The sequence below is a fragment of the Gramella jeungdoensis genome, from assembly GCF_023805255.1.
In the GTDB taxonomy this organism is placed as follows: domain Bacteria; phylum Bacteroidota; class Bacteroidia; order Flavobacteriales; family Flavobacteriaceae; genus Christiangramia; species Christiangramia jeungdoensis.
This window is the reverse complement of record NZ_JAMSCK010000002.1, coordinates 51,433-75,499: the sequence shown is the minus strand read 5'-3', so window position 1 is coordinate 75,499 and position 24,067 is coordinate 51,433. Positions and strand designations below refer to the sequence as shown.

Sequence of the window (24,067 nt, the reverse complement as noted above, 5' to 3'; positions counted from 1 at the left end):
AGATCCTTCCGGAGTTCGTTAAAAGAAAATCCCGTCAAAATGGGTTTATTCCGATAAAAATACAAAAAAGGGAAAGACTTTATTTTTACAAGAAATGGGCTCACAAAATAAATAGTCCGGTCTTCTCTAGAAACCGGACTATTCCAAAATAAAATATCGATAGAACTAGAGAGTTTTTTTAAGTTCCCTCAGGTTATTTTGAAAGACATATTCCCCAAGTTCCTTACCCTGTCTTTCACCTACTTCTATAGCATGTCTGAAATGATAGCCTATGTAGATCCTTGAGATGGCAGTTTCATAAGACATTTGCGAAAAACTGTTCAAATGGCGTTCAACTCCGGGTAAATAATACGGACTTGTAACATTCAGATTGACATGATCGCTGTTGAAAAAAGATTTGAAAACAGCTGCACTAGCACCTCCGGCATAGGCATGAGTTGAAGGGTATTCTGCTGTGGGAGGGGTAAAAAAACTTGATGTCCAGGTTAGATCTCCAACGGTAGCATCTACTCCATCAAAGTCCCCGGCGCGTATGGCCGAGACCGGTCTCCAGAATTTGTAATAGGCCTTGCCTTCAAATGAGGCTATATAGGCATCTATTACCGCCATTTCTACAAGACCTATTAACCTTGCTGCTTCCCAGCCATCCAGTTTTCGCTCCTCTATTAAGGTCCTTGCCAGCCGGTTCATGGAACTTGCATTGCTCTCAATCCAGAAGGCACCTATCTCGGTTTGCTCCTCAGTTCTCATGGGACAGTCGGTACATCCAAGAGATTTAACCTCGTTATAATCTGCCACATATTCACTGGAGTTTAACGGATAAAGGCCCTCGTCTCTGAATTGATCACTCGAAATTATTCCGAATGGAGTAAGCTCGCCCATATTGGGAGCGTAAGCTGCATTTTCCGGCCATACTGGAGGATTGGCAAGCATAAAAGGCATATAATTCACCTGGTATTCTCCCGGGGCGGTCCCCCCAATATATGTTTGAAAACGCAGCGGAAAATCATTTGCTCTTTTTTCCAGAATGGCTGCCACGGCGGCTTTACCGATGTTAACACCCCTGGTTTTAAGCTCAGAATCTTCAATACCTTCAAGAATTGCACTTAACTGGGCATCAGCGGCGGCTGTCGATGCCGGGAAAAGCTGCACCATCATATCCCTTGCCGCCAGTGAGACCGCAGCATCGGAAATGGAATGAATATTCTTTTTGGAAATACCGGTGACATCAACACCTGAATTATCCAGAGCATAGGTTTCATATTTTGGAACAACGTTGTTCAAAGCATCGTGCATAGCCAGCGTGACCATTGCATAGATCTTAGTTTCTGCCGGCAGCGGCATAAGGTCGTCTATAGACTGACTTAATAATTCGTTCCATTGAAGTACAACTTCATTACTGTATGAATTTATCATACCATTATTGAAGTTTTGGACGCCTTTTATGTCGGCTGAAGATAATTCGGCGTCGCCAGAATCGATCACGTCTTTTTCACAAGACCCCAGACTAAATAGGATTATTAGTCCACCTAAAAATTTGAATGTCGTTTTCATAACTGATGAATTAATTAAACAAAATGGATGACAACGCAGGGATTGACAACATAAAATTGGAAATTTCCAGACATATTCTGGTGGTAAAAAAACGACATTTATTAGGCCTTATCGGTTCAATCCCAGTGCTCTTTCTATGGACCTGGACTCTTCACTCATAAAATATGTTGGGGTGGCACCGGTAAATTCCTTATAGTCTTTCACCAGATGCTGATAATCGTGATAACCACAGTAAAGAGATATGTCAAGCCAATCGGGCCGGCGAGGCTGCATGCTCATGTAATAAGACTGGCTGAACCTGGCGATCCGGGCAAATAACTTAGGGGTTATTCCGATATAATCCTTTGCTTTTCTTTCGAATTGCCGGGAAGATAAACAGGCCTCCTTTGAAAGCCAGTCCAGGGTGAATTTTCCACTGTTGGTTACCATGAATTCGAAAATCTTATCCGATGGTCTGGAGAGCATTTTTGGTGCTGCGGTTAGGTCTAATAAAAATGTTTCAATAACCCCGATCATCTCTTACTAGGTTTCACAACTGCTAAGTCTAACATTAACCTCTCGCGCTTTTACTGGTATAACGGCCTCCAAATCTACCGCCATGTTGATAAGTAGCCTGAAAGGAATGCCGGTGAGACGATGAAGTACACCCGGTTTAAAAACAACCAGAATGATCATGATTTCATTATCGATACTAATACGGTCTATACGTTTTGTGAATTGACCCACTATAACAGATCGCGAGCGGGTATGCTTTGAATTTTCTCCAGAAAAATTTGTAACCTCTGCCCCTCTGGGATAAAAGATAATGCACTGCTCAGGGTGAGGAGGATAAGGCTTCGGGGTAGTTCTCAAATTAGAAGGAATGATAAAATGGCGTATCCTGTACAGGCTAACGTATTCCTGCAATGCTGCACAGGGATAAACATTCTCGAAAATCATCTCTATTGCCGGAAATAACTATAAACGTTTTATAAAAAAGACCGTATTAAATGTAGCCAATAAACGTTTACAAAGATGGGAGGGAAAACAATTATAATCTTACCAAATTCTCTGAAAATCCCGATTTTCCATTTAATGAATTCTGAAAATATTGTACTGAAAAATCCTATGCAGCTGAGAAAAGTGCCAGAACGAAAGGTAGACTAATAAGTGCTGAAATGATCGCGGGTTTATGCCAGCTCTTCTTTTCGAATTCCGCATCTTTCCCTATTGACCTATTCCAGAAGAATTCATTCAAGATAACTCCTCCCAGGATATTCAGGGGAATTCCCAGGTTTGTCTTTAATTCTATGGTCGTAAGGGTTAGTGCAGTTCCCAGGGTAAAAATGATCCCGAAAATAAGGACCTCCCACCTGGCCCGGTTATCGTTCACCTGTTTAAGATTGCTCATCAGGATCACCGCCCCGAATATGGTGGAAAAGATCACAGAAAAGGAATAGATCACCCTTTTGGAATAAAGTTTAGGTAAAACCTCCGATCTTTCCTTATTCATTTCCGCTGAGTCGGTTAGCTGAGAATCACTGTCTGCCATCTTCATTCAAAAATTAATATCGGCTGCAAAAATAATCATTTTTACGGGCAACCAAACAGAAGCATTTTTTAATCTCTATCCGGCCATCAGGTTTTGGAACTCCTCAAGGAATCTGGCTATATGGATCCCATCAACGAGACCGTGATGAGCCTCAATAGACACCGCCATTTTCCGGGCATTCCCATCCATAAAGGATTTCCCGAAAGTGATTTTTGGAACACTTTCTCCGGTATTATGATTCTTGGCATAGGACACCCCGGTGATCCTGAACCAGGGCAATGTTGAATAATGCACAACATCGAGCCTTTCAGAATCCTCTATGGCTCTTAAACCGGTAGAATTCTTAACGATATTTATTTGTTCTTTCAGGCTTTTACTGAATTCGCTGAAGCTTTCGGAATATTCCACATGAGAAAATCCAAAGGTCCCATCTTCCCTGCCAATGGTAGTTGCCGCATGTATCCTGTCAAAACTTACCACCTTATCATTCAGCAAACGCAGTCTTAATTCCTGAGTTCTGTTCACAGCCATAACAGACCTGTGTAAATACCAGGCGAAAAAGGAAAAATCACTCTTCTTTGAAAGCTCATAGGCCTCTGTGCAGTCGATCTCTGTTACAATTCCAAAAAAGGGATTATCATATTTTGAAAAGAACTCAAAGTGCTCCCTCCTGTTCCAGTTCTTATAGTCTATCTCTTTCATTTAACAGATCTCTTCATTATTGAATTTAGATAATTCCCGCATTTAAGAATCACTCGAAACCAGACCTCGCTTTTTACTTTCATAGGTTAGTTCCCAGAGTCCGTACAGAAGTATCCAAACCGGCAGATATAGTACCCACCAGCCCCTGGAAAGGTCAAAATAGGCAATGCTTACATAGATGATCCCCAAAGAGAAAATGATCGCGAAGACGCCATTATAAATATGAAGAAACGGCTTTGTATCTTTTTTCATCAGTTTTCTTATGACTATGATCAGCAAAGAGATCACGAACCCAAGTATGAAGACACCAACGATGATAGATCCCGCATCTAATTCTTCATTCGCGTAATAGGTGATGGTACTTCCAAACAAGAGTAACAAAACCAGTCTTGTAATCACCCAGAAGTAATAGGTCGATTTAAAAATTGTATCCAATAGTTTCATATTTTCAAGATTTCCGGGCTCAAGTTCATGTTTTCGAATCCTGATCCATTTGATCTTTAGGATCCGTCTTATCCCAGGCTGTGAAATTAATTATTTTATGTGAATGGCTGCTTAAGATTCCCTGTTGTTTACTTCAGTTTAAGGAATCAAAACAGGCCCCAGAACCTCAAACCATAACAGAAAGCCTCCAACACCTCCAATGATACCACTAAGAATAAATATCAATTGAAATCTGCGGGGTATGATCTTAAAGATCACATACATCGATAACCCAAGCCCGATAAACCCAAGTATAACTGGAACTACCCCGGGATGCAGATCCAGAAATTCGGAAATATACCTTTCATCACCACCAAAATAACCTTCCTCCCGGTATATAAATCCTAATAGAATTGAATGCAGCAGGTTAAAAACTTCACGAAGCCAGAACAAAGAAAGGAAAACAGCCAGCCAGTCTGCTATCTTTAAACCAGATCTCCTAATTCTATGCCTTCTGAAAATAAGGATTATCAAACCTAGCATTCCGGTGAGGATTGTTTGTACAGGTCCGCCCATCAATACCAGGAAATCATCAGCGTAAAATTTTTCCATATCCCGTTCAAAAACAGTTCTCTCCTCAAAGTCCAGGTCATTTTCAATGGCATATTGATTTTCAATATAGATCGAATCCAATAGTGAACTAATTTCAGAATTGTCATAATTCATACTTCCATAATGCAGTGTGGTTTCGTATCCTAAAAATTCAGCCACGGCAATATGTCCCAATTCATGACTCAGTGTTCCTGCGACGGTGAATAAAATGAAGGTAAAGCTTAATATGAGCAGGTTTTTAATGATAGTCCTGTGTTTTAAATATGAATATAGAATTACGGATTTTTGATCTACAACCTTAAAACCCCTCTAAATCCCCTGGCCGCATAATATGACTGGGCCCCGTTATGATATATAAATACCCTGTTGTATCTGAAATCGCCAAAGATAGCGCCTCCCAGTTCTCTTATTTCTGAATATGTTTTGAGCCAGCTGGAAGTTTTCGTATCAAAGTCATCAAGCTCCTGTAATTCCCTGTATTCTTCCTCAGATAGAAGTTCTATTCCCATGGCAGCAGCCATATCTTCTGCGTTATTTTCAGGCTTATGCTGTTTCCTGGCCTCCAAAGCTTCCCCGTCGTAGCAAAGACTTCTTCGGTCTTTGGGACTTTCGGTCGAACAATCATAGAAGATATACTCTCCCTTTTCATTCTGAGCGACCACATCGGGTTCACCCCCGGTGTTATCCATCTCGTTGAGGGACCAAAGCTTATCGGGATTCGCTTCAAGTTTTATCTGGATTTTCGCCCAGTCAAAACCCTGATGGCGATCCATGTTCTTTTCAAAGCGTGATCTTAGAACGCCGATTAATTCCTCTGCCTGTTGAGCCGATAATTCTCTTTTTCCTGCCATGATGATAAGTTTCTATGAGGAAAGCCTCTCCTAAAGCATGAAGATACTTATTTTCGGAAAATACTTTTTCTATTCATAACCAGGCACATTCTTGCCCAGGATTATATCCCGCTCTCCTACCCAGATATCGCCCTGTTTTTTCAGGCTTAAGAGGCCTGAAGTTCCTCCGCGCGGAGATTCGGGATCGGTTTGTTTCTTATTGAGCAGGCTGTCGCCTTTAAAATGAACACTGCCCAGCCAGTAATATTTTCCATCGGGCTCCAGGATAGTGTAATGAATGTGGGCTGGCTCAGTTCTGCCGGGATAAGGCGCCGGCTTCAGGGTATAGAAGGTATACCGGCCATTGTTATCGGTCTTTGTCCAGCCCCTGATATACCCATGCCTTTTCGCCCAGCCTTTTTCGTCACCACGGGTGGGATATATTCCCTCCTGGTTGGTATGATAAACATATACCACAACATCGCTGGCCGGGGTCTTTCCGTCTTCCTGATAAACCGTTCCTGATAATTTCATCCTCTTTCCCTCCTCGCTAAAATCGGGCAGGGTATCTACAGGCTGCAGTTCCCTGTCACCGTATTCAAATATGGCCTCGCAACCTTCGCAGGGGCCACCAACTAGCCTGTTTTCTGAATTTTGGCCTTTACAGCCCAAAATGATTACAGGGAGGAAGAATAAAATGATGAATGGAGAATATCTACGTCTCATGATAAAAAATATGAAGTTCCGGTCAATAATTTTTAAAATCTAACCACCTATAAGTTAAGCAATTTTTGTTGGAAAGATCGGCCACTAATTGTAATGCATGTTTCCGGCAGGCGCCTAAATCCTCTTTTTTATGTACGGCTTTATGATTATTTCCCGCTAATATCTTCCGCGAGTCCAATAAGGAGTCCTTCCACTCCCCGAATGTAACAAAGGCGATAGGTGTCTTCATAATTAACCATCTCCCCAACAAGCTGAGCACCTTTTTGGGTGAGCCTGGATACCAGTTCGTCAATATCCTCAACCGTGAACATTACTCGTAAATAGCCGAGGGAGTTTACAGGCGCTGTCCTGTGGTCAGCGATGACAGGTGGATTTAAAAACCTTGAAATTTCAAGCCTGTTATGCCCGTCTGGCGTAACCATCATGGCGACCTCTACCTGTTGTGAATCCAGGCCGGTAACATGTCCCGACCATTCTCCTTCGATGGTGGTTCGCCCTTCCAGCTGCAAACCTATTTCCTCGAAAAACGAGATGGCCTTATCCAGGGATTCTACGACAATCCCAACATTATGCATCTTTGGTAATTTACTTTTTGTCATAGTGTTTTTAAAATGTCACTTCTATTTTGAGTTATGCCTTGCTGTTAGTTGACGTTAATTTCCTGTAAACACTGTTTTTTCATCAACAAAACAAATCGGATTTCCAAAAGGATCATTCGCATAGAATAAGATTTCTCCCCAGGGCATTTCTTCAATTTCTCCCAGAAACCTGCAATCAGATTTTTTCATTCTATCCCTTATGTTTTCCAGATTGGCTACTGAAATATAGATATACTGATTTTCATGAAATTTCCATTCACCCTGGTCATCCCCATCAGATTTCGGATCATAACAGGCAAGTATAGTTCCTCCAATATCAAAATAATGCCGTCCCGGCGAAACTCTTATCCCCTTTTGATCTAAAATATCAGAATAAAATTTCTCAGCCCTGTCAATATCATTTACAGGAAGAATCACTCTGTATAGTTTTGCTTTCATTTCCAGTTTTGTTTTTCTTAGAATCCCTGTTAACAACAAGCGGAGAAGAACGCGAGGCTCAGACCTGCCTGATCAAGTTAAATATTTTCTTTCTAATCTCTCCGGTCTATTAGAGATAAGCGTTGTTGCAGTCGTGATTATTTTGTCAGTCGTTTTGCAGTCATAAATCTGTCTGCAACATTATCCCAATTAATAATTTCCAAAATTGTATCTACAAATTCGGCTCTTTTATTTTTGTATTTTAGATAATAGGCATGTTCCCAAACGTCAATCACTAATATCGGAACTACTCCCCATTGGGTAAGCTTCTGGTGGTTTTCACACTGTAATATTGTCAAGCTGTCTGAATAGGGTTGATAACCCAAAATTCCCCAACCACTTCCTTCAACTGTCTTTGAGATTTTGGCCACATAAGTTTTGAGTTTATCAAATGAACCAAAGTCTTTTTCTATCTGTTTTAAAAGTTCGGCTTTAGGTTCATTTCTTTTATTGGTTAAGTTAGTCCAAAAAATAGTATGGAGAACGTGACTTGAAAAATGGTATGCCAATTTTCTTGTCCATAAATCCACCTGGTCCAGGTCTCCTGATTTCAGATAGCTCTTGATTTTCTCCAAGTCCTTGTTCGCTCCTTTAACCGCTCCACCATGATGAAATTCAAAGTGTAAGTGTAGAGTTTCTTCGTCCATATATGGCTCCAAAAAGCTTTTATTATAAGGGAGTGGTTTTTGAATGAAGTTTCCATTTTCATCTACCAATTTGTCTATTCCGTTTTCAGTCACGTTCTGTGAAAAAACGTTATTGGTAGGAAGAACCGTCGCTCCACCTATAATTGCAGAGTTTCTTAGAAATTCTTTTCTGTCCATAATTTTTCCTTTGATTTATGATGGCTTTTTTCATTACTGCCAATGGTTTGCGGTTATCGCAAGTGTACAGATTTTAAAACGCGATCGCTATAAGCTTCAAATTGTCAGTTTACGGCCTGGTTTGTTAGTGAAGTTAGTTATTTTCTTTTTAAGATTGTAGCCTATTTGAGTCAGGCATTGTTACCAGGAGTTAATTTTGAATTTGCCAGTACTTCAACTTCTTCTTTTATCCCTTCAAAATATGTTTTAGCTGGTTCATCTTTTCTGAACTTTCTCATTAGAAACTCCCTTGAATTTTGTAACTTACTGACAATCAGTTTGTAAAAAACATACGCCCCTGCATTTGGGATAGCTTTACGAAAAAAAACTAAGCGTATGGAAACAAATACTGAAAACCAGCAAGCCAGGAGGACCGACAAAACCAAAAAAATGTTCGGTATTATTCATCCCGGCAAAGCCTTTCACTTCCCTATGAGTGATTTTATGGCATCGACCTCGCCTTTTGGGCGAACATTCATAACTGCGATCGCTTTCGTTAGTATGATGTTGTTAATGGGATGCTCGAAAGATGATCTAACCGAAGAACCGGTCATTTCACATGACGCAGCAGCTCAGGTTAATGCAGCAGCGATGAATGCCAACAGCAATGGCCTTATCACCCAGAGCTTCCCTTCTCAAGAAAATCCCGGCCCTCCACTCTATGCTTCAGGCCTGAGCCTTGGCCTCTCCGATTTCGGGGCGACCCGAACAGATGGCGAGTGGGTGGCTATCACCTTCGTGCGGAATCCGGATTGTATCCCGGCCGACTACAATCTCCTGTCGGCGCCCAACATCCCGTTTGTATTCGGGTGTAGCCTTACGATAGAGGGCACGGTATGGTTACGCGATCCTGCAAATCCCTCAAATGCCGTCAAGGCCATGCATCGAGGACTCGGCGCTGTACCGGTCTATTTCGTAGGACTATCGGAGTTTGAGTCGGCTACCCAGGATCTTATACTAACGATCGGGGAGTTGAATGACTTGTCGTCACTTTTGATCGGCTATGCCAGCTATCAAAGGGATGTGATCCAGTTTCCACAAAACGGCCGGCCCGGAATGCACAGCATTGTCTCCCGGGGAGAACTGGAAGACGGGCGTTCCTTTGAGCACATAGGTGTTGTGGTTGGAGCACGGAACGTAAATACCACGATCCGCTTCGAATAAGCCACAACGGCAGCGATTATAGAAATTATGCGGAATAATCTTCACGGATTATTCCGCTAGTTTGTTGCTTGTTTGAGTTCTTCAAATGTCGCCATTTACCCGTTAACCGATGTTGTGCGTAGTGCTAATTCAACGAGAACTCTGATATATTATCTTCTTTATGACTCCAAGGAATATGTTTTACGTTATAATTTTCTAACGCAATAATTACATCATTAGAAACCTCTTTCTCAATGTCATTGTAAATAACATAATTAGCTGTCTTAGTATCTCTACTTTGAGAAACATCGTTGAAAGCCATTATTGCATTTAAAATATTGTTTTTCTTAGGAGAGTTTACCGTCTTAATTAGTCTTTCAGGTTTAGTTCGAGTTTGAGGAATAAGAAAATCAATATTATGATCAAAACCACTTTTCCCAGTTAGCTTTATATCTTTTGAGAAGAATATATCTTTACTTCTAAAATATAATTCAACATCTTCTTTAAATAATGATGTAACGGTTTCTTGGGATAGATTAAACATATCATTTACCGTAAGCATTGCTTGGAGTAAATAGTGTTTTTTTTGCCCAATATTATTACTATTTGCTATTATATAAAGCTCATCCTTATCGTTTACCTTAACTCCAAATCCATTCAAAGCAGTCTTAAGAATGTTTTCTCTTTTTGGAGTATTAATTTCCATTCCAGACATTCTTAAATCTGCTATTGTATAACCATTATCAGTCAGCAGAATATTACCATTATCTTTTAATAAATAAATGTCTAAATGGTCATTATGCCTGTCAAGAAAGGGAGTTGAAATAGAGCATACATTTTCATTATCAATGGTTTTCACCATTGTATTATCCTTGATCCATTTAAGATATTCTTGTATGACTAATTCACAATTCATTTAAAACATAGATATTTCAACCGATGGTATTTTCTTTATGTTACAAAAGTGCAATATTTTGTTGAGAACTTCTTCCATTGAATCTGAATTATCAATACCTATATCCTCAATGGGGTATGCGAATTTATCATTATACCCTTCTTTGTATAGATGGATATGAGGTCCGTCAAATGACTTACCATCGGGATTTGTATGTCTCCCGCCATTGTCATAACGAAATATAATAATGCTTTGCTTGTATCTTTTATTAAAGGTATATCTCGATAGTTCAAAACTACCACGATAGAAATCTAATAAATACAAATTTTTACTATTAACCCCTTTTATTTCTCTTGTCCAGCTAATAGGAGCAGGTCCAAGTTTTAATGGATTAATTAAATCTGAAAACTGTTTTTCTTCTTTAATTAATAGTTCACATTCTAAATCTGATATTGCCATTTTTTCATTTTAGCATTACGCACAACTCGTTATATCCTTACTTCAACCGGCTTTTCACTAATCCAGGTTAGGAGATAACCGAATATCGATCTAAAATAAACAGAATAATTCAATAATAACGTTTAGGTATAAAAATATTAGGTTAAGACAAAAAAGAACAGGTGAAAGGCACCTGTTCTTTTTAGATTAAGTTTTTAAAATTTATTTGGTCTGTCGCGGGTCGTCGGCCTTGTTCACGTAATTGATCTGCCAGGGTCCCTCACCGTGCAGCTGGATGATACAGCCTTCTTCGGTGGTCGCAAAATGAGTGGACTTCGCCGGCATAACCACAAAACCTCCTTCAGAAATATGCTCCAGGGCATTTGCGTCAAACTTATCTCCCATTCCCATCTTAAAGCTTCCCGAGATCACGGTCACATGCTCATCTACCGGATGCCAGTGTGCCTGTATGGAATAACCCGCAGGCAGTTTAAGCCTCATGGTAAACAGGCCTTTTTTGGTCACATCGCCTTCTATCACCTGGAACATGGCTCCCGGCGGCAATGAGCCAGGCCCGTTCTGCCACTGGATATCATCAGGATTTACCATGATATGCTTTTTCATCTTTGAATCCTTATGATCCTGTGAAAAAGCGATCGCTCCGTTCATCAGGAAAAGCAGGCATACCGCCCCTATCCTGAACATTCTTAAAAAATTGTTGGTCTGTCTTTCCATATAATTGAGTTTTGAATTATCAAATAACCCAGCAAAAAGCCTGGAAAGAATGGAATTTTGGGAGCTTATGAAGATATTGCTTCTATTCGAGAAGCATGATTTCCCATAAACCCTCTAAGATAGTCAATAAACCGCCTGTAAACAATAATTAAATTCCCTAATAAGGCTTTATGAAGGCCTGTAAGCTTTCAGCAGAAATATCGGGATTTGCTCCTTCCCTTGCTGCCACCAAAGCTCCCACGGCACAGGCCTGATCGAGTGCCGACTGAGGTTCCTCTCCCTGGAGCATTTTAGCGATAAGAGTTCCTAAAAAGGAATCTCCGGCACCCACGGTATCCTTCACCTTTATCTGGTAACCCGAATTGTAATAGAGCTTTTTATCATGCATGAGCACCGCCCCGTGGCGGCCCTTGGTCACGCAGATAGACCGGGCATTCGATTTCACCGCCATAAAAAGCAGGTTCTGTTCCAGCGAATTGTATTTTGAGCCCATCATCCCGGCGATCTCAAAAAGCTCGTCATCGTTGAACTTGATGAACTCGGCATGCTGCATAAGTTCCATAAGGAGCTCCTTTGAATAATGCGGCGGACGAAGATTAAAGTCCAGGATCCTGTACCTGGCTTTCGGGATAAGCTGGAACAATGTATTGCGACTCACCTCATCACGGCACACCAGGCTTCCAAAGATAAAGGCATCAGCATTCTTTACTGACTCCACCATTTCATCGGTCAGCCCGATCTTATCCCAGGCTGAAGGATAGGTGATATCATAGGTGGCAGAACCACTGGACGATAAGGTAACATTTACCATCCCGGTAGGATGATCCTTATCTTTCATGATATTTTTGGTTTCCACCTGTTTCGATCTCAGGTAAGAAAGCAACTCCTCCCCTTTCTCATCGGTTCCAACCTTACTTATCATTTCGGTTTCCACGCCCATACTGCTCAGCCTGCTCGCCACGTTCAGGGGCGCACCGCCAATACGTTCCATATCGGGGAACACATCCCAGAGGATCTCACCAAAACAAACCGCCTTTACTTTTTTTGCCATGCCTTTTAAATTACAATTTTTTTATTTCCTGAGTTTATTCATCCCGGGCCTGGAACTGCCACGTTCAAGGTAACCAAACCTCGTATAGAAATCCTTCACCCCTTCCGCAGCCATGAGCCCGATGAAAGAATGCCTGTAAGTATTCTTATTGAGCCATTCTTCCAGTTCTTTCATGATCCTGTCGCCGATGCCCATCTTCTGAAAGGCCGGCATCACGATCACATCCTGGATATAGAAATAGATAGCTCCGTCGCCAACTATGCGCCCAATACCCACCGTTTGTCCACCCGCGATGGCACATACAGAGAACAATGAACTGGCCAGGCCTTTTTCCACCGTAGTGTCGTCCAGTTCTTCCCAGCCCGTAGAACCTCTCAGGATCTGGTATTCCCTAAGTGTGGGATTTCGATGTTCTATCTGAATGTTCATGATCTCAAAGTCTTCTGCATTCAAGATAGAAAATATTTTCAGGGCAGGATCATAATAAACAGATCGAATAAAAAACACGAGGAAGATCCCCGTGTTTTTTTGACTAATTCAAACACCACTTATTATATTAATATCCGGGGTTCTGTACATATAAGCCTCCGGTAAAGTCTATCTCCCGCTGTGGAATCGGATAATATTCATCCCTTCCGGCCGTGAAAACGGCATTTGCCAGAAAGTCCCTTTTTGTCTTCTCTTCATCGAGATAGGCGTTAAGGGTCTCGGCTGCTTCACCCCATCTAACAAGGTCAAAGAACCTTGGACCTTCCATACCAAACTCCAGTCTTCTTTCAAACTTCAGGGCTTTCCAGGCGAATTCCTTGCTCGGGAAAGAATCATACAACCCAACATTATAAATATCGGATGCTCCGGCTTCAACAGGTCTTTGCCCACTATTGGCAGCCCGTGATCTTATCTCGTTGATAAGCGGCAGCGCTTCTTCATACCTGTTCAGCTGGATAAGCGCTTCAGCCTTGAACAAAAGCACATCGGCATAACGTATAAAGATCACATTCCTTGAGGTTCCCACGAAAGGACCTTCCTTCACATAACATGAGCAATCGGGCGCCTGCTGTTCTTTCATATTTCCGAAGAATCCATAAACCCCTGGATCCCTTGCCCAGCTGAAGTTATAGATCATATCTCCCTGTGAATTCACGGTATTTCGATATTTAAATGGCCTGCCGGGAACTCCTACCGTATGATCAAGTCGGGGATCTACTGTTAGGCCCGAAGAAACCGCTACTGTTCCGTCTTCCTGAACATTGTTCAGGATATCCGAATTATTGAAGGAATCCAGTAAAGGCAATCCATTAGCATCGGTCTTGAAGGCATTCACCATATTCTGGCTGGCAAGATGAAAACCACAGCATCCATAAAGCCCGGTACCATGCGGGGAATTAAGCCCGGTCACAAAACTTACCCTTCCCACTCTCGTACCATCGTTGATAGAGAACTGGGCGGCCCAGATAGATTCAGGCCCGTTTTCATATTCCACAAGAAAGTTATTGGCATAATCAGGTTCAAGGCTTCCGGTAACCTCATCGGCATAATCGATCACCTCCTGAAGCATGGCTTCGTTGATATTCACTACCTGGTGAGTCTCGTTCTGCTCGTATGCCTGGTACAATCTTACCTTGGCCAGGTAAGCTGCCGCCGCATTCCTGTCGGCTCTTCCTACCTCATCCTGGGCCTGAGGAAGATTATTATAGGCAAACAAAAAATCGTCTGCGATCATATTCCAGAGTTCCTGGTTAGGAATATCGTTGCTGGTTTGCGCGATCTCTTCCTGGCTAAGCTCCTCTGTGATATAAGGTATCTTCTTAAAGATTCGCTTCAGCATAAAATGGGAATGAGCTCTTAAAAAATGCAGTTCGGCCTGTCTTATGGTCTTCATCTCATATTCCTCATCGGGAATCTCATTGATAACAGACAGTGCAAAATTGGCCCTGGAAATAGCCTTGTAGTAATTGGTCCAGGTACGCGGAGCCATCCAGTCACCCTGATCGGGCACCGTTAAATAATACTGTTCATAACGGTCTACCACATCTACATCGCTACGGCCTCCGCCTCCCTTGTAGGAGTCGTCAGACCTAACACTCCCATAGACCCACATATGGGTAAGGGGACCTATCATCTCATCATTTGCTATCGCGGCATAGGCAGCGATCACAAGGGATTCGGCATTATCTGCCGTTGCCACATTCTCACTGGAAAGAACCCCTTCCGGTTCATATTCCAGAAAATCTTCGGAACAGGATATTGCGGTAAATGCAATTAATAATCCTGTTAGTATAAGTTTTATATTTTTCATGATTGTCATTGATTAAAAGTTCACATTAACACCCAAAGAAACTACGGTAGGTACCGGTATCGCGTCCACATTCGTACGTTCAGGGTCAGCTCCTATATAGTCCTGCGGAGTAAACCAGAAAAGATTCTCTCCCTGCAGGTAAACCCTGAAACTTTGCAAAGGACTTAATTTTTCGATCAGCCCATCTGAAAGGCTGTACCCAAGCTGCATGTTCCTGATCTTGAAATAGGAATTATTTCTGAACAGGTAATCTGAAGTCCTAAGGTCATTGAAGGCAAGGGATAAAGACGGGATATCACTACCCGTATTGTTAGGAGTCCATGCATCCAGCACTCCCAGACCGGCATTCTCCCTTCCCTGTACGAAATTGTTCCAGAATATATAAGGATCCTGACCTATTCTTCCGGTTACCCCGGAACCGAATACTGAAAAATCCCAGTTCTTATACCCAAGATCTATACGTATACCATATTCAAGATCTGGCAGGGTAGTCCCGATAAAATCACGGTCATCGGTATCTATAACCCCATCTCCGTTAAGGTCCCTGAATTTCAGACCGCCTGGTCTTGCACCCACCTGATCGGGTGAATTGGCAATATCTTCCTCGCTTTGGAAAAGCCCGTCGGTTTTGTATCCGAAGATCGAAAACTGGGAATGTCCAAGAATAGAGTTCTCTGCAGTTCCCGGGAAAGCGGGTCGCACTTCTTCCGGAAGGTAAGTTATCTTATCTTTAAAGGATGACAGGTTGGTTGACACCGCAAAGGTCAATCCGTTCTCCAGGGTATTAGAATAGGCCAATGCAAATTCCCATCCATTGGTTTCGGTGGATGCCCCGTTAAGTACTCGTTGCTGACCCTCACCTATTACAGAAGGGATCGGCGGAGTGGTAAGAATGTCTACGGTTTCCCTCGTAAAGTAATCAAAGGAACCTGTAAGCTTATTATCAAAGAATCCGAAGTCTACACCGAAGTTCCATTCCTTGGTGGTTTCCCATTTAAGATCAGGGTTCTCGGCCTGTACAGAAACGAAACCTGAAGGTAGGTTACCCGTATCGTTCCCGTTGATATCATAGGCAGTACCTACGTTATAATATTGTTCAAAGAAACCACCGGTGAACTGGGAAAGGGTCGCTCCATAACGAGCCTCATAAAGTCCAAATCTAGCCAGGTCTCCAATCGCCTGGTTACCTACTTCCCCATAACCTGCTCTTAACTTCAGGTTGGTGACTATCTTATTGTTCTTAAGGAATTCTTCATTGCTTATTCTCCAGCCAGCAGTAGCCGCAGGAAAAACACCATAACGGTTGTTCTTTCCGAATCTTGAAGATCCATCCCTACGCACCGTAACTGTGGCCAGGTATCTGTTATCAAATGAATAATTGATCTTTCCGAATTGTGAAAGCAAGCGGTTCCCTGAGGAATTACCATTCGCTGTTCTTGCTCCGGTCGCGGCATCCAGTACAAAATAGGATTCCTGTTCCACAGCGAAATTCTCTGCCCTGGCAATGACCGAATCAAAATCGTTCTTCACAGATTCCACACCCAGCAGTAATCCAAACTTATGATCATCCAGCTCAAGTTTATAATTCAGGGTATTGGTAAATACCACGCTGGTATATTTATTAGTATCGAAGGTAAGGCTGTTATTGCTTCGGGTAATAAAACCATTGTTCACCCTTGGCTCGATATCCTTTCTTTTAAAATCACTGAAGTCAATACCCAGACTTGACCTGAACGTAAGGTTTTCCATCAGATCAACTTCAGCAAAGATGTTCCCGAAGAAGTTATTCTTTTCGGCATTGTCCCAACGATTCAAATACTGCATCAATAATGGGTTATTCCTGTCTGAATACCCAGCTCCAAGCGGACCTGCAAAATCTCCGTTCGCATCATAAACAGGAATCGTAGGAGCCAGCGTAATGGCCAGTCCCGGAGTTGGAGCCCCTCCAACATCCCTGGCTGCCAGGGTCTCATCTGAAGTTGAGAACTGGGTATTTACCCCAAACCTCACTTTATCATCAAAAAGTTTTGTGTTCGCATTGATCTTGGCGGTATAGCGATCGTAATTGGTATACTTTAAGATCCCTGTATTCTTCAGATACCCCATATTCACAAGGAAAGAGGATTTTTCAGAATTAGCAGAAACGGTCACTTCATTATTAAAAACATAGCCTGTTTCATAGAGTGCATCCTGCCAGTCTGTATCCCCGGCCGGAACATTCTCATTCCCGCCCACAAAAGGCTGGACACTCACACTGTTTAGTACGGGATTATCATAATCCATGTTCCAGTCAAAATCATAGATCTCTCCGTATCCGGCGGCAGGATCGGCCCCATCGTTCACAGAAGCTCTCCAGATTGCTTCCCCTCTCTGAACCGCATTCAGCATATCATATCTTTGCTGCTCTTCAGACTGAACCGAAACGTTGGAGTTTATGCTTACGCTCACCTTCTCTGCAGCACCCGATTTGTTCTTGGTAGTTACCACGATCACCCCGTTACCTGCTCTGGCCCCATAAAGGGAAGAAGCCGAGGCATCCTTAAGCACCTGAATAGATTCGATGGCATCGGGATTAAGGGATGAAAACACCTCCTGGCGCTGAGTTGGAACCCCGTCTATAACATAGAGAGGATCATTATTTCCCAGCGTAGTGATACCCCGGATAAGCACCCGGCTACTGGCCCCGGTAGGATCCCCGGATTTTTCAACAAATAATCCCGGAACACGTCCCTGAAGAGCCTGCATGGCATTACCCGAACTCCGGCTCTGGCCCTCGATCGGTGCCGTTTCTACTACTGTGATTGCACCGGTCACATCCACTTTACGTTCCCGGGAATAACCTGTAAGCACCACTTCATCCAGCAAAGCGGCATCTGCCTCCAGGGCAATATCAATTACTTCCCTACCGTCTACGGGCACTTCAGTTTCTTTATAACCCACAAAGGTGAATACCAGGGTGGCATCAGGAGCTACCCCATCCAGGGTGTAATTCCCATCAAAATCTGTGGAGGTTCCCAGAGAGGATCCTTTTACAAAAACCGAGGTTCCCGGAAGTGGCATTCCTTCGGCCGCGGTGGTTACGGTTCCCGTTACCTGTATCTCCTGAGCCGTTATATAGCTCAAAGGCACTAAGAGCAACAGGAATAAGCTTAATTTTAGTTTCATGGTTGTTTATTATTTAAATTTTAATTGGTATGCATCTATCTGATCCAGGGTGAATTCGCCGTTCTCTGCACTTACAGAGAGCTGCTCCCATGGATAATTGGGAAAGAAAATTTCTGTCATCACAGTTTTCCCATCGTCAAAGAATAGTTCAACAGAGGTCTTATCAAGAATGATAATTCCAGTTAGGTCGCCGGCATCCGAAATACGCGGAGCTGTGGATATCTTATTTGCAAAGTCTTCAGAAAAACCGGTCTGACCTGCTTTAGACCTGTCCAGGTAAAATTCCTTTTCAGCATGATCATACCCGAAGACGAGTTCATCACCTTGAGAGTTGGAAAGGCTGAACTTATAATCTGTTTGCTTTAGATCGGAGATTTTAAAGCGTATCTCTGCACTGGAAAGGTCTATTTTCGCGGAGTCTATAAGCTTCGTGGTACCGTTTATCTTTACATTCTCCTCCTTGTAATTGATGCTCCTGTAGTTCTTAAGCTCTCTTGCAGGAACCGAGGTTATCATGTAACTACCATCATTCTTCTCAAGCTTTAATTCGCGGGCCACGGTCATGGCACTTCGCCAGGTCTCGGTAGGCACTTCCTGGGCATATTGCCAGTTGGACATCCAGCCGATAAATAGCTTTCTGCCGTTCTCTTCAGGGATATTGGCCCATGTAACTCCCGCATAATTATCCTTTCCGAAGTCTATCCAGTAATTATGGTCTTCTCCCAGGTCCTGCATTTCGTCCACGGGGGTGAATTCCTTTCCATCAAAATCACCAATGAAATACTGGGTTCCGGAACCGCCATTATATCCACCCGGATTCAGACTTTGAATCAGCACCCACTTAACTTCATCACTGTCTTCAACATACATCGGAAAGAAATCTGGGCATTCCCATACTCCGCCATGGGCTCCGAGTCCTTTTCCAAATTCTGAAGCCAGTTCCCAGTCCTTCAGATTTTTAGAAATATAGAACATGCTCTTGTCATCTGCCGCAAGCACCATAACCCATTGCTGGTGTATCCCATCCCATATCACTTTGGGATCACGAAAATCCTTTATTCCGGGATTTTCGATCACAGGATTTCCTTCATATTTGGTCCAGGTCTTACCTTCATCGAGACTATAGGCGATAGCCTGTGACTGATGGTCTATTTCTCCTGCTTCTGCTCCCTTTGGATCGTGATATGTGAACATGGCAACGATCGGCACCTTCCCGTCCTTGCCAAAACCGGAAGTGTTCTCATTATCGACAACCGCGCTTCCTGAAAATATATATCCTTTTTCATCGGGTTCCAGGGCTATGGGTTGCTCCTTCCAGGTGATCATATCGGTGCTAATGGCATGTCCCCAGTGCATCGGCCCCCATACATTATCATCGGGATAATGCTGAAAGAAGAGATGGAAATAACCATTATAGAAGAACATCCCGTTGGGGTCGTTCATCCAGTTCTTTTCAGGCGTAAAATGGAAGTTAGGTCGAAAATCCTCATCCTTCTGGACCTCCATGGCCACGGCTTCCTTGCCTCCTTTATCCTTCCTGTCCATGCAGGAGGTAATTGAAGCAAACGTCAAAGCCGAAATAAGCATTAAGTTGACTATTCTTTTCATATTGATCAGTTGTTTGTAATTGGTACTTGTTGATTATTAATTGAAAGTTCCTCACTGAGTTCTTCAAGAGATTTGCCTTTCGTTTCGGGCATCATGAAGATCACGAAGAAGAGCTGTAATAGCATCATAAAAGCAAAGAATGCGAATACATATCCAGGTCCTATACTTGAGAAAAGGAAGGGGATCAAAGAGGGTATTATAGCCGCCAGTACCCAGTGGGTAGAGGAGCCAAAGGCCTGCCCCGAGGCCCGAAGACGGTTCGGGAAAATTTCAGATATAAAGACCCAGATCACCGCACCCTGTCCTATGGCATGAGCCGCAATAAAAAGGAAAAGGAATATTGGAACCCAGAGACCGCCCCAGTTAAGGAAGAAGGCCGCCGCCACCAGAGAAAGTGAAATGATATATCCTATGGAGCCTATCAGCATCAATTGCTTTCTGCCTAAACGATCTATCAGAAAAACTCCCAGTAAGGTGAATAAAAGGTTCACCACCCCTATTCCTATACTGCTTAGCAAAGCTGTACTTTCCCCCAGTCCTGCAGATTCAAAGATTCGTGGCGCATAATACAGAAAGGCATTGATCCCTGATAGCTGATTGAAGAATGCGACCAGGAAAGCCAGAATAAGGGGGAAGCGATATTTCTTCATGAAAATATTCTCTCCTGTTTTTTCGGTCTCAGCCTGATGCTTTATTTCAGCAAGTTTTTCCCTGACATTTATATCAGGATTTATAATATGCAGCACTTTCTGAGCTTCCTTTTCCCGGCCTTTGGAAATAAGCCACCTGGGGCTTCGCGGTATGAACACTACAAACATTATATAGACAAGGGCCGGAACTGCTTCCACACCTACCATCCATCGCCAGGGTTGAGCGCCGGTATTCCTTAATAAATAATTAGAAAGAAAAGCGATGAGGATTCCCAGTACTATATTGAACTGGTACAGGGAAACCAGTTTTCCCCTTTGGTTTGCAGGGGCGATTTCAGAAACATAAGCCGGAGCTGCAATAGTTGAAGCTCCCACTCCAAGGCCTCCCAGAAAACGGAAGACAGCAAAGGAAACAGGATCATTTACCAGGGCCGAGCCCAGGGCTGAAACAAAATACAGCACCCCTATTATTAACAGGGTATTCTTTCTTCCTATTTTATTGGTAGGGATACCTCCAAATATAGCTCCTACTACAGTACCCCACAGAGCCATGGCCATTACTACCGATCCATGGAAGGCATCAGAGGTTCCCCAGAGTTCCTGGAGCTGTTTATCGGCTCCCGATATAACTACGGTATCAAATCCAAACAGGAATCCGGCTAAAGCGGCACTAATTGACCAGGCGAGAATTTTATTCATCTTTTAATTTATTGATGTTGAAACCAATGTATGTTTAAAATTCCCCGCCTTATTTTAAGAATTCCTCAAATGATTACAATAATGTTAATTAATAGTGAAATTTTCCATTACAACCTTGTTTTACAAGGGGTTACAATCTTTTTAGAAAATTTTCGCAAACGTTATAGTTATAAAAATGATACTGGTTTTCAACTTATGTAACATATTTGAAGAGCCAGTGAAAACGATGGAGAAAAGCTTGGTCTTAAGATTTTAACTGTTTAGGAGAGATTCCGAATTTATTCTTAAAAGAAGTTGAAAAATAGCCCGGTGAAGAGTAGCCAACTTCATAGGCGATCTCCGAAATATTCATATCAGATTGCTGAAGAAGGTTCCTGGCCTTATTAAGGCGTTGGGTACTTATATATTCACTTATGGAGACTCCGAGTAAGGCCTTGACCTTACGATATAGCTGTACCCTGGAAATATTAAGTTTTCCGGCGAGTTCCTCAACCGAAAAATCGGGGTCGCGAAGATTTTCATCAATGATCGCATTCAGATCCTTAAGAAAGTTTTGTTCAGCATTCTCAAAATTCTCATCCCTTACCTCATCTATCCTATTGGTGTAGTAATACCGAAGTTTTTCCCGGTTATAAAGGGCCGATTTAAGGGATTCTCTTAAGATCTCATAGTTAAAAGGTTTTGTAATATAGGTATCGGCTCCCGCTTTTAAAGCCTTCAGCCTTGATTCCTTATCATCAAGAGCGGTAAGTATAATGGTCGGAATGTGTGAGGTGCGCAGATCATTCTTTAGCTCCCTGCAGATCTCAAATCCAGTCTTTCCAGGCAGGTTGAGATCACAAATTATCACATCAGGGACTATTTCAAAGGCCTTTTCTATTCCATCGGTTCCATCTGAAAGGTATACGTGATATTCTGTGCTCAATTTCTTTTTAAGTACATAAGAAAGATCGGTATTATCCTCGATGATAAGCACTGTTTCAGCATTCTCATCCAGATCCTTATTAATCGGCTCTTCTTGGGGAACTACCGGATCGGATAGCTGATGGAAATTAGATGGCTGGAAGTCTGCATCTATTTCTAATATCTCCACATCTTTGAAATGAGCTTTCCCCTTAGGAAATGAAATCCTGAATTCGGCTCCCTGATGCGAGGATACAGAGATCTCACCCTTATGCAGTTCCACGAACTGTTTACTTATAAAAAGTCCCAGGCCAGAACTGGGTTTCACATTATTACTCCCCTGCTTATAAGGATCAAAGATGCGTTTGAATTCTTCTTTTGGAATACCAATTCCCGAATCCCTGAATATTATATTCACATTCTCATTATCCTCCTGAATGGAAACCTTTATGTTCCCGTTCTTTGGAGTGAACTTAAAGGCATTCGAAAGTATATTAAAGAAGACCTTATCCACCATATCACGATCTATATATACTTCCAGCTCCTTATTTTCTGAACAGAAGTCCAGCTTAATCGACCTCTTTACAGCCTCGGCCCTAAAATCGTTCACTATATTTTCAAGGAAAGCTGAAATCTTTGTCCTGGCCGGTTTAATATTAAAGGAGCCGCTTTCAAGTTTTCGAAAATCAAGCAATTCATTAATCAGCCTGAGCAGTCGCTTTGAATTATTGATAATTAGGTTGGTCTCGTAGGAAATACCCTTTAGTTCGCTCTTAGACTTATCAGAGATAGATTCTATAGAACTGGTAATGAGAGTGAGAGGCGTTTTAAATTCATGAGAAAGTGCCGTAAAGAAATTGATCTTGCTTTCGTTGGAGATCTTCAGTTTTTCAGCAAAATCTTCTATCTGGTTACGCTGGGTAATGATTTTTTGATTTTTGATCTCCAGTTTTCTTTTGCTCTTTTTGATCTTTACAACCAGGTAAATTGCCCAGATACTAAGCAAAAGGAGCAGCCCTAACAACACCAGCATCAGTTTTATAAGGTCGCTCTGCGTATTGTAGGTCTTTATCTGTTCATCTATCACTGCCTGTTGCTGCTCAATATCATTTTGCTGCTGGTTGAGCTTATCGAACTGATTCTGCATGATATCCACATTTACAGAATCTATTACTACCGTTCTAAGAATATTATATTTATTCACACTCTCCCCTCTAAGCAGCTCTTCAGCAAGTTTGATCGCTTCTGCTCCACCGGTTGGGTAAAGCAGGGTGGCATCAAGCAAACCATCTTTTACCATTTGGATTCCACCGTTTGGCCCGAAAAGTCCATCCACACCAATAATACTTATCTCGTCTTCCAGGGATTTAGACCTGGCTACTTCCCAGGCACCCATAGCCATACGATCATTATGAGCAAAAATATAATCCGGGGCCTCAACCGAATCCAGGTGAGTGGAAAGCTGATCCTTTATAGAAGCCTTCTCCCAGTCGCCTTTTATCGAATGAGAAATTTTCAGCCCGGGAACCGAATCCAGTGTGTTTTTAAAGCCAATACTTCTCTCATAGGCCGGGGATGAGCCTTCCTGCCCGGTTATTTCAATTATTCCGGCTTCTCCTTTTGAATGTGAAATGATATATTTTGCTGCATTCCGGCCTATTTCCATATTATCGGCACCAACATAGGCCGTGAAATTGCGGCCTTCGATCTTGCGGTCAATAATGATTACAGGAATTCCTGCATTCATCGCCTTTTCGATCGCGGGTGTTATTGGAATGGATTGAATAGGAGATACGATAAGAACATCAACCTCTTCCTTTATAAATTCATCGATCTGAGTAATCTGCTTTGCTATATGATTTCCGGCGTCCTTAATTTCAAGCTTTAGGCCGGGATGCATCGAAGATTCCACCCTCATGGCCTTATTCATTTCCCTCCTCCAGTTATCGGTGGTCATGGCCTGAGAAAAACCGATCTTATATTCTTCTTCACTCACATCATTCCCACACGAACTTATAATCATGCAGAAAATGAAAAGAAATAAAAGCTTCAATAGGGGTCTCATCGTTTTTAATTAAAACCAAGTCCTAAAATAGAATTTAAAGATTATTTAACAGCAAAGAAGACCAATTAATTGAAGAATAAAAATATGCAGTTCAAATCA

At 42.3% G+C, this 24,067-nt stretch carries 23 protein-coding genes; 1 reads left to right on the top strand and 22 read right to left on the bottom strand.

Annotated features, from left to right (window positions below; all coding sequences use genetic code 11):
* Positions 1-165 precede the first annotated feature (165 nt).
* From NE848_RS04555 to NE848_RS04500, 12 genes are all read right to left on the bottom strand, one after another.
* Positions 166-1,554, bottom strand: coding sequence for a vanadium-dependent haloperoxidase (locus tag NE848_RS04555; protein WP_252111040.1), 1,389 nt, complete (start codon positions 1,552-1,554; stop codon positions 166-168).
* 108 nt (positions 1,555-1,662) lie between these two features.
* Positions 1,663-2,070, bottom strand: a complete 408-nt coding sequence (locus NE848_RS04550; protein WP_252111039.1) for a helix-turn-helix domain-containing protein — start codon at positions 2,068-2,070, stop codon at positions 1,663-1,665.
* A gap of 6 nt (positions 2,071-2,076) precedes the next feature.
* Positions 2,077-2,493 (bottom strand): DUF6597 domain-containing transcriptional factor, encoded by a 417-nt coding sequence (locus NE848_RS04545; protein WP_252111038.1) that lies wholly within the window; start codon positions 2,491-2,493, stop codon positions 2,077-2,079.
* A 166-nt stretch (positions 2,494-2,659) separates the two neighbouring features.
* Positions 2,660-3,091, bottom strand: a complete 432-nt coding sequence (locus NE848_RS04540; protein ID WP_252111037.1) for a hypothetical protein — start codon at positions 3,089-3,091, stop codon at positions 2,660-2,662.
* Positions 3,092-3,160: 69 nt separating this feature from the next.
* Positions 3,161-3,787, bottom strand: a complete 627-nt coding sequence (locus NE848_RS04535; protein WP_252111036.1) for a CatA-like O-acetyltransferase — start codon at positions 3,785-3,787, stop codon at positions 3,161-3,163.
* Between the two features lie 42 nt (positions 3,788-3,829).
* Positions 3,830-4,231, bottom strand: a complete 402-nt coding sequence (locus tag NE848_RS04530; RefSeq protein ID WP_252111035.1) for a hypothetical protein — start codon at positions 4,229-4,231, stop codon at positions 3,830-3,832.
* Between the two features lie 138 nt (positions 4,232-4,369).
* Complete coding sequence (locus tag NE848_RS04525; protein WP_252111034.1) at positions 4,370-4,996, bottom strand: hypothetical protein; 627 nt, start codon at positions 4,994-4,996, stop codon at positions 4,370-4,372.
* A 116-nt stretch (positions 4,997-5,112) separates the two neighbouring features.
* Entirely contained in the window at positions 5,113-5,673 is a 561-nt protein-coding gene (locus NE848_RS04520; protein WP_252111033.1) for a DUF4256 domain-containing protein, read from the bottom strand.
* Between the two features lie 69 nt (positions 5,674-5,742).
* Positions 5,743-6,378 (bottom strand): dioxygenase family protein, encoded by a 636-nt coding sequence (locus NE848_RS04515; protein WP_252111032.1) that lies wholly within the window; start codon positions 6,376-6,378, stop codon positions 5,743-5,745.
* 146 nt (positions 6,379-6,524) lie between these two features.
* Positions 6,525-6,977: a VOC family protein gene (locus NE848_RS04510; RefSeq protein WP_252111031.1), complete on the bottom strand. Its 453-nt coding sequence runs from the start codon at positions 6,975-6,977 to the stop codon at positions 6,525-6,527.
* Between the two features lie 54 nt (positions 6,978-7,031).
* Positions 7,032-7,415, bottom strand: a complete 384-nt coding sequence (locus tag NE848_RS04505) for a VOC family protein (protein WP_252111030.1) — start codon at positions 7,413-7,415, stop codon at positions 7,032-7,034.
* A 137-nt stretch (positions 7,416-7,552) separates the two neighbouring features.
* Entirely contained in the window at positions 7,553-8,278 is a 726-nt protein-coding gene (locus tag NE848_RS04500) for a superoxide dismutase (protein ID WP_252111029.1), read from the bottom strand.
* A 375-nt stretch (positions 8,279-8,653) separates the two neighbouring features.
* Here NE848_RS04500 and NE848_RS04495 point away from each other — a divergent pair, with 375 nt between their 5' ends.
* Positions 8,654-9,481, top strand: coding sequence for a hypothetical protein (locus NE848_RS04495; protein WP_252111028.1), 828 nt, complete (start codon positions 8,654-8,656; stop codon positions 9,479-9,481).
* Positions 9,482-9,605: 124 nt separating this feature from the next.
* Here NE848_RS04495 and NE848_RS04490 read toward each other — a convergent pair whose 3' ends face one another.
* The 10 genes from NE848_RS04490 to NE848_RS04445 form a co-directional block, all read right to left on the bottom strand.
* Positions 9,606-10,322 carry a DUF1828 domain-containing protein gene (locus NE848_RS04490; RefSeq protein WP_252111027.1) on the bottom strand — a complete coding sequence of 239 codons (717 nt, stop codon included), beginning with the start codon at positions 10,320-10,322 and terminating at the stop codon, positions 9,606-9,608.
* A gap of 54 nt (positions 10,323-10,376) precedes the next feature.
* Complete coding sequence (locus tag NE848_RS04485) at positions 10,377-10,814, bottom strand: DUF6978 family protein (RefSeq protein ID WP_252111026.1); 438 nt, start codon at positions 10,812-10,814, stop codon at positions 10,377-10,379.
* 201 nt (positions 10,815-11,015) lie between these two features.
* Positions 11,016-11,528 carry a cupin domain-containing protein gene (locus NE848_RS04480; protein ID WP_252111025.1) on the bottom strand — a complete coding sequence of 171 codons (513 nt, stop codon included), beginning with the start codon at positions 11,526-11,528 and terminating at the stop codon, positions 11,016-11,018.
* 157 nt (positions 11,529-11,685) lie between these two features.
* On the bottom strand, positions 11,686-12,579 hold the full coding sequence (locus NE848_RS04475) for a carbohydrate kinase family protein (RefSeq protein WP_252111024.1): 894 nt from the start codon (positions 12,577-12,579) through the stop codon (positions 11,686-11,688).
* Positions 12,580-12,600: 21 nt separating this feature from the next.
* Complete coding sequence (locus NE848_RS04470; RefSeq protein WP_252111023.1) at positions 12,601-13,032, bottom strand: GNAT family N-acetyltransferase; 432 nt, start codon at positions 13,030-13,032, stop codon at positions 12,601-12,603.
* Positions 13,033-13,135: 103 nt separating this feature from the next.
* Positions 13,136-14,878 (bottom strand): RagB/SusD family nutrient uptake outer membrane protein, encoded by a 1,743-nt coding sequence (locus tag NE848_RS04465; protein ID WP_252111022.1) that lies wholly within the window; start codon positions 14,876-14,878, stop codon positions 13,136-13,138.
* A 12-nt stretch (positions 14,879-14,890) separates the two neighbouring features.
* On the bottom strand, positions 14,891-18,043 hold the full coding sequence (locus NE848_RS04460) for a SusC/RagA family TonB-linked outer membrane protein (protein ID WP_252111021.1): 3,153 nt from the start codon (positions 18,041-18,043) through the stop codon (positions 14,891-14,893).
* A gap of 9 nt (positions 18,044-18,052) precedes the next feature.
* On the bottom strand, positions 18,053-19,651 hold the full coding sequence (locus NE848_RS04455) for a glycoside hydrolase family 32 protein (protein WP_252111020.1): 1,599 nt from the start codon (positions 19,649-19,651) through the stop codon (positions 18,053-18,055).
* Positions 19,652-19,656: 5 nt separating this feature from the next.
* Positions 19,657-21,000 carry a sugar porter family MFS transporter gene (locus NE848_RS04450; protein ID WP_252111019.1) on the bottom strand — a complete coding sequence of 448 codons (1,344 nt, stop codon included), beginning with the start codon at positions 20,998-21,000 and terminating at the stop codon, positions 19,657-19,659.
* 244 nt (positions 21,001-21,244) lie between these two features.
* The gene (locus NE848_RS04445) at positions 21,245-23,926 is read right to left on the bottom strand and encodes a substrate-binding domain-containing protein (RefSeq protein WP_252111018.1); all 2,682 of its coding nucleotides are present in this window, start codon (positions 23,924-23,926) and stop codon (positions 21,245-21,247) included.
* Positions 23,927-24,067 lie beyond the last annotated feature (141 nt).

Bases quoted from the DNA above. Each gene is read 5' to 3' on its own strand.
- NE848_RS04520 (WP_252111033.1), bottom strand. From the start codon at position 5,673: ATGGCAGGAAAAAGAGAATTATCGGCTCAACAGGCAGAGGAATTAATC.
- NE848_RS04510 (WP_252111031.1), bottom strand. From the start codon at position 6,977: ATGACAAAAAGTAAATTACCAAAGATGCATAATGTTGGGATTGTCGTA.
- NE848_RS04445 (WP_252111018.1), bottom strand. From the start codon at position 23,926: ATGATTATAAGTTCGTGTGGGAATGATGTGAGTGAAGAAGAATATAAG.
- NE848_RS04450 (WP_252111019.1), bottom strand. From the start codon at position 21,000: ATGAATAAAATTCTCGCCTGGTCAATTAGTGCCGCTTTAGCCGGATTC.
- NE848_RS04550 (WP_252111039.1), bottom strand. From the start codon at position 2,070: ATGATCGGGGTTATTGAAACATTTTTATTAGACCTAACCGCAGCACCA.
- NE848_RS04555 (WP_252111040.1), bottom strand. From the start codon at position 1,554: ATGAAAACGACATTCAAATTTTTAGGTGGACTAATAATCCTATTTAGT.
- NE848_RS04500 (WP_252111029.1), bottom strand. From the start codon at position 8,278: ATGGACAGAAAAGAATTTCTAAGAAACTCTGCAATTATAGGTGGAGCG.
- NE848_RS04465 (WP_252111022.1), bottom strand. From the start codon at position 14,878: ATGAAAAATATAAAACTTATACTAACAGGATTATTAATTGCATTTACC.
- NE848_RS04460 (WP_252111021.1), bottom strand. From the start codon at position 18,043: ATGAAACTAAAATTAAGCTTATTCCTGTTGCTCTTAGTGCCTTTGAGC.
- NE848_RS04545 (WP_252111038.1), bottom strand. From the start codon at position 2,493: ATGATTTTCGAGAATGTTTATCCCTGTGCAGCATTGCAGGAATACGTT.
- NE848_RS04490 (WP_252111027.1), bottom strand. From the start codon at position 10,322: ATGGTGAAAACCATTGATAATGAAAATGTATGCTCTATTTCAACTCCC.
- NE848_RS04540 (WP_252111037.1), bottom strand. From the start codon at position 3,091: ATGAAGATGGCAGACAGTGATTCTCAGCTAACCGACTCAGCGGAAATG.
- NE848_RS04485 (WP_252111026.1), bottom strand. From the start codon at position 10,814: ATGGCAATATCAGATTTAGAATGTGAACTATTAATTAAAGAAGAAAAA.
- NE848_RS04530 (WP_252111035.1), bottom strand. From the start codon at position 4,231: ATGAAACTATTGGATACAATTTTTAAATCGACCTATTACTTCTGGGTG.
- NE848_RS04505 (WP_252111030.1), bottom strand. From the start codon at position 7,415: ATGAAAGCAAAACTATACAGAGTGATTCTTCCTGTAAATGATATTGAC.
- NE848_RS04535 (WP_252111036.1), bottom strand. From the start codon at position 3,787: ATGAAAGAGATAGACTATAAGAACTGGAACAGGAGGGAGCACTTTGAG.
- NE848_RS04455 (WP_252111020.1), bottom strand. From the start codon at position 19,651: ATGAAAAGAATAGTCAACTTAATGCTTATTTCGGCTTTGACGTTTGCT.
- NE848_RS04515 (WP_252111032.1), bottom strand. From the start codon at position 6,378: ATGAGACGTAGATATTCTCCATTCATCATTTTATTCTTCCTCCCTGTA.
- NE848_RS04495 (WP_252111028.1), top strand. From the start codon at position 8,654: ATGGAAACAAATACTGAAAACCAGCAAGCCAGGAGGACCGACAAAACC.
- NE848_RS04475 (WP_252111024.1), bottom strand. From the start codon at position 12,579: ATGGCAAAAAAAGTAAAGGCGGTTTGTTTTGGTGAGATCCTCTGGGAT.
- NE848_RS04480 (WP_252111025.1), bottom strand. From the start codon at position 11,528: ATGGAAAGACAGACCAACAATTTTTTAAGAATGTTCAGGATAGGGGCG.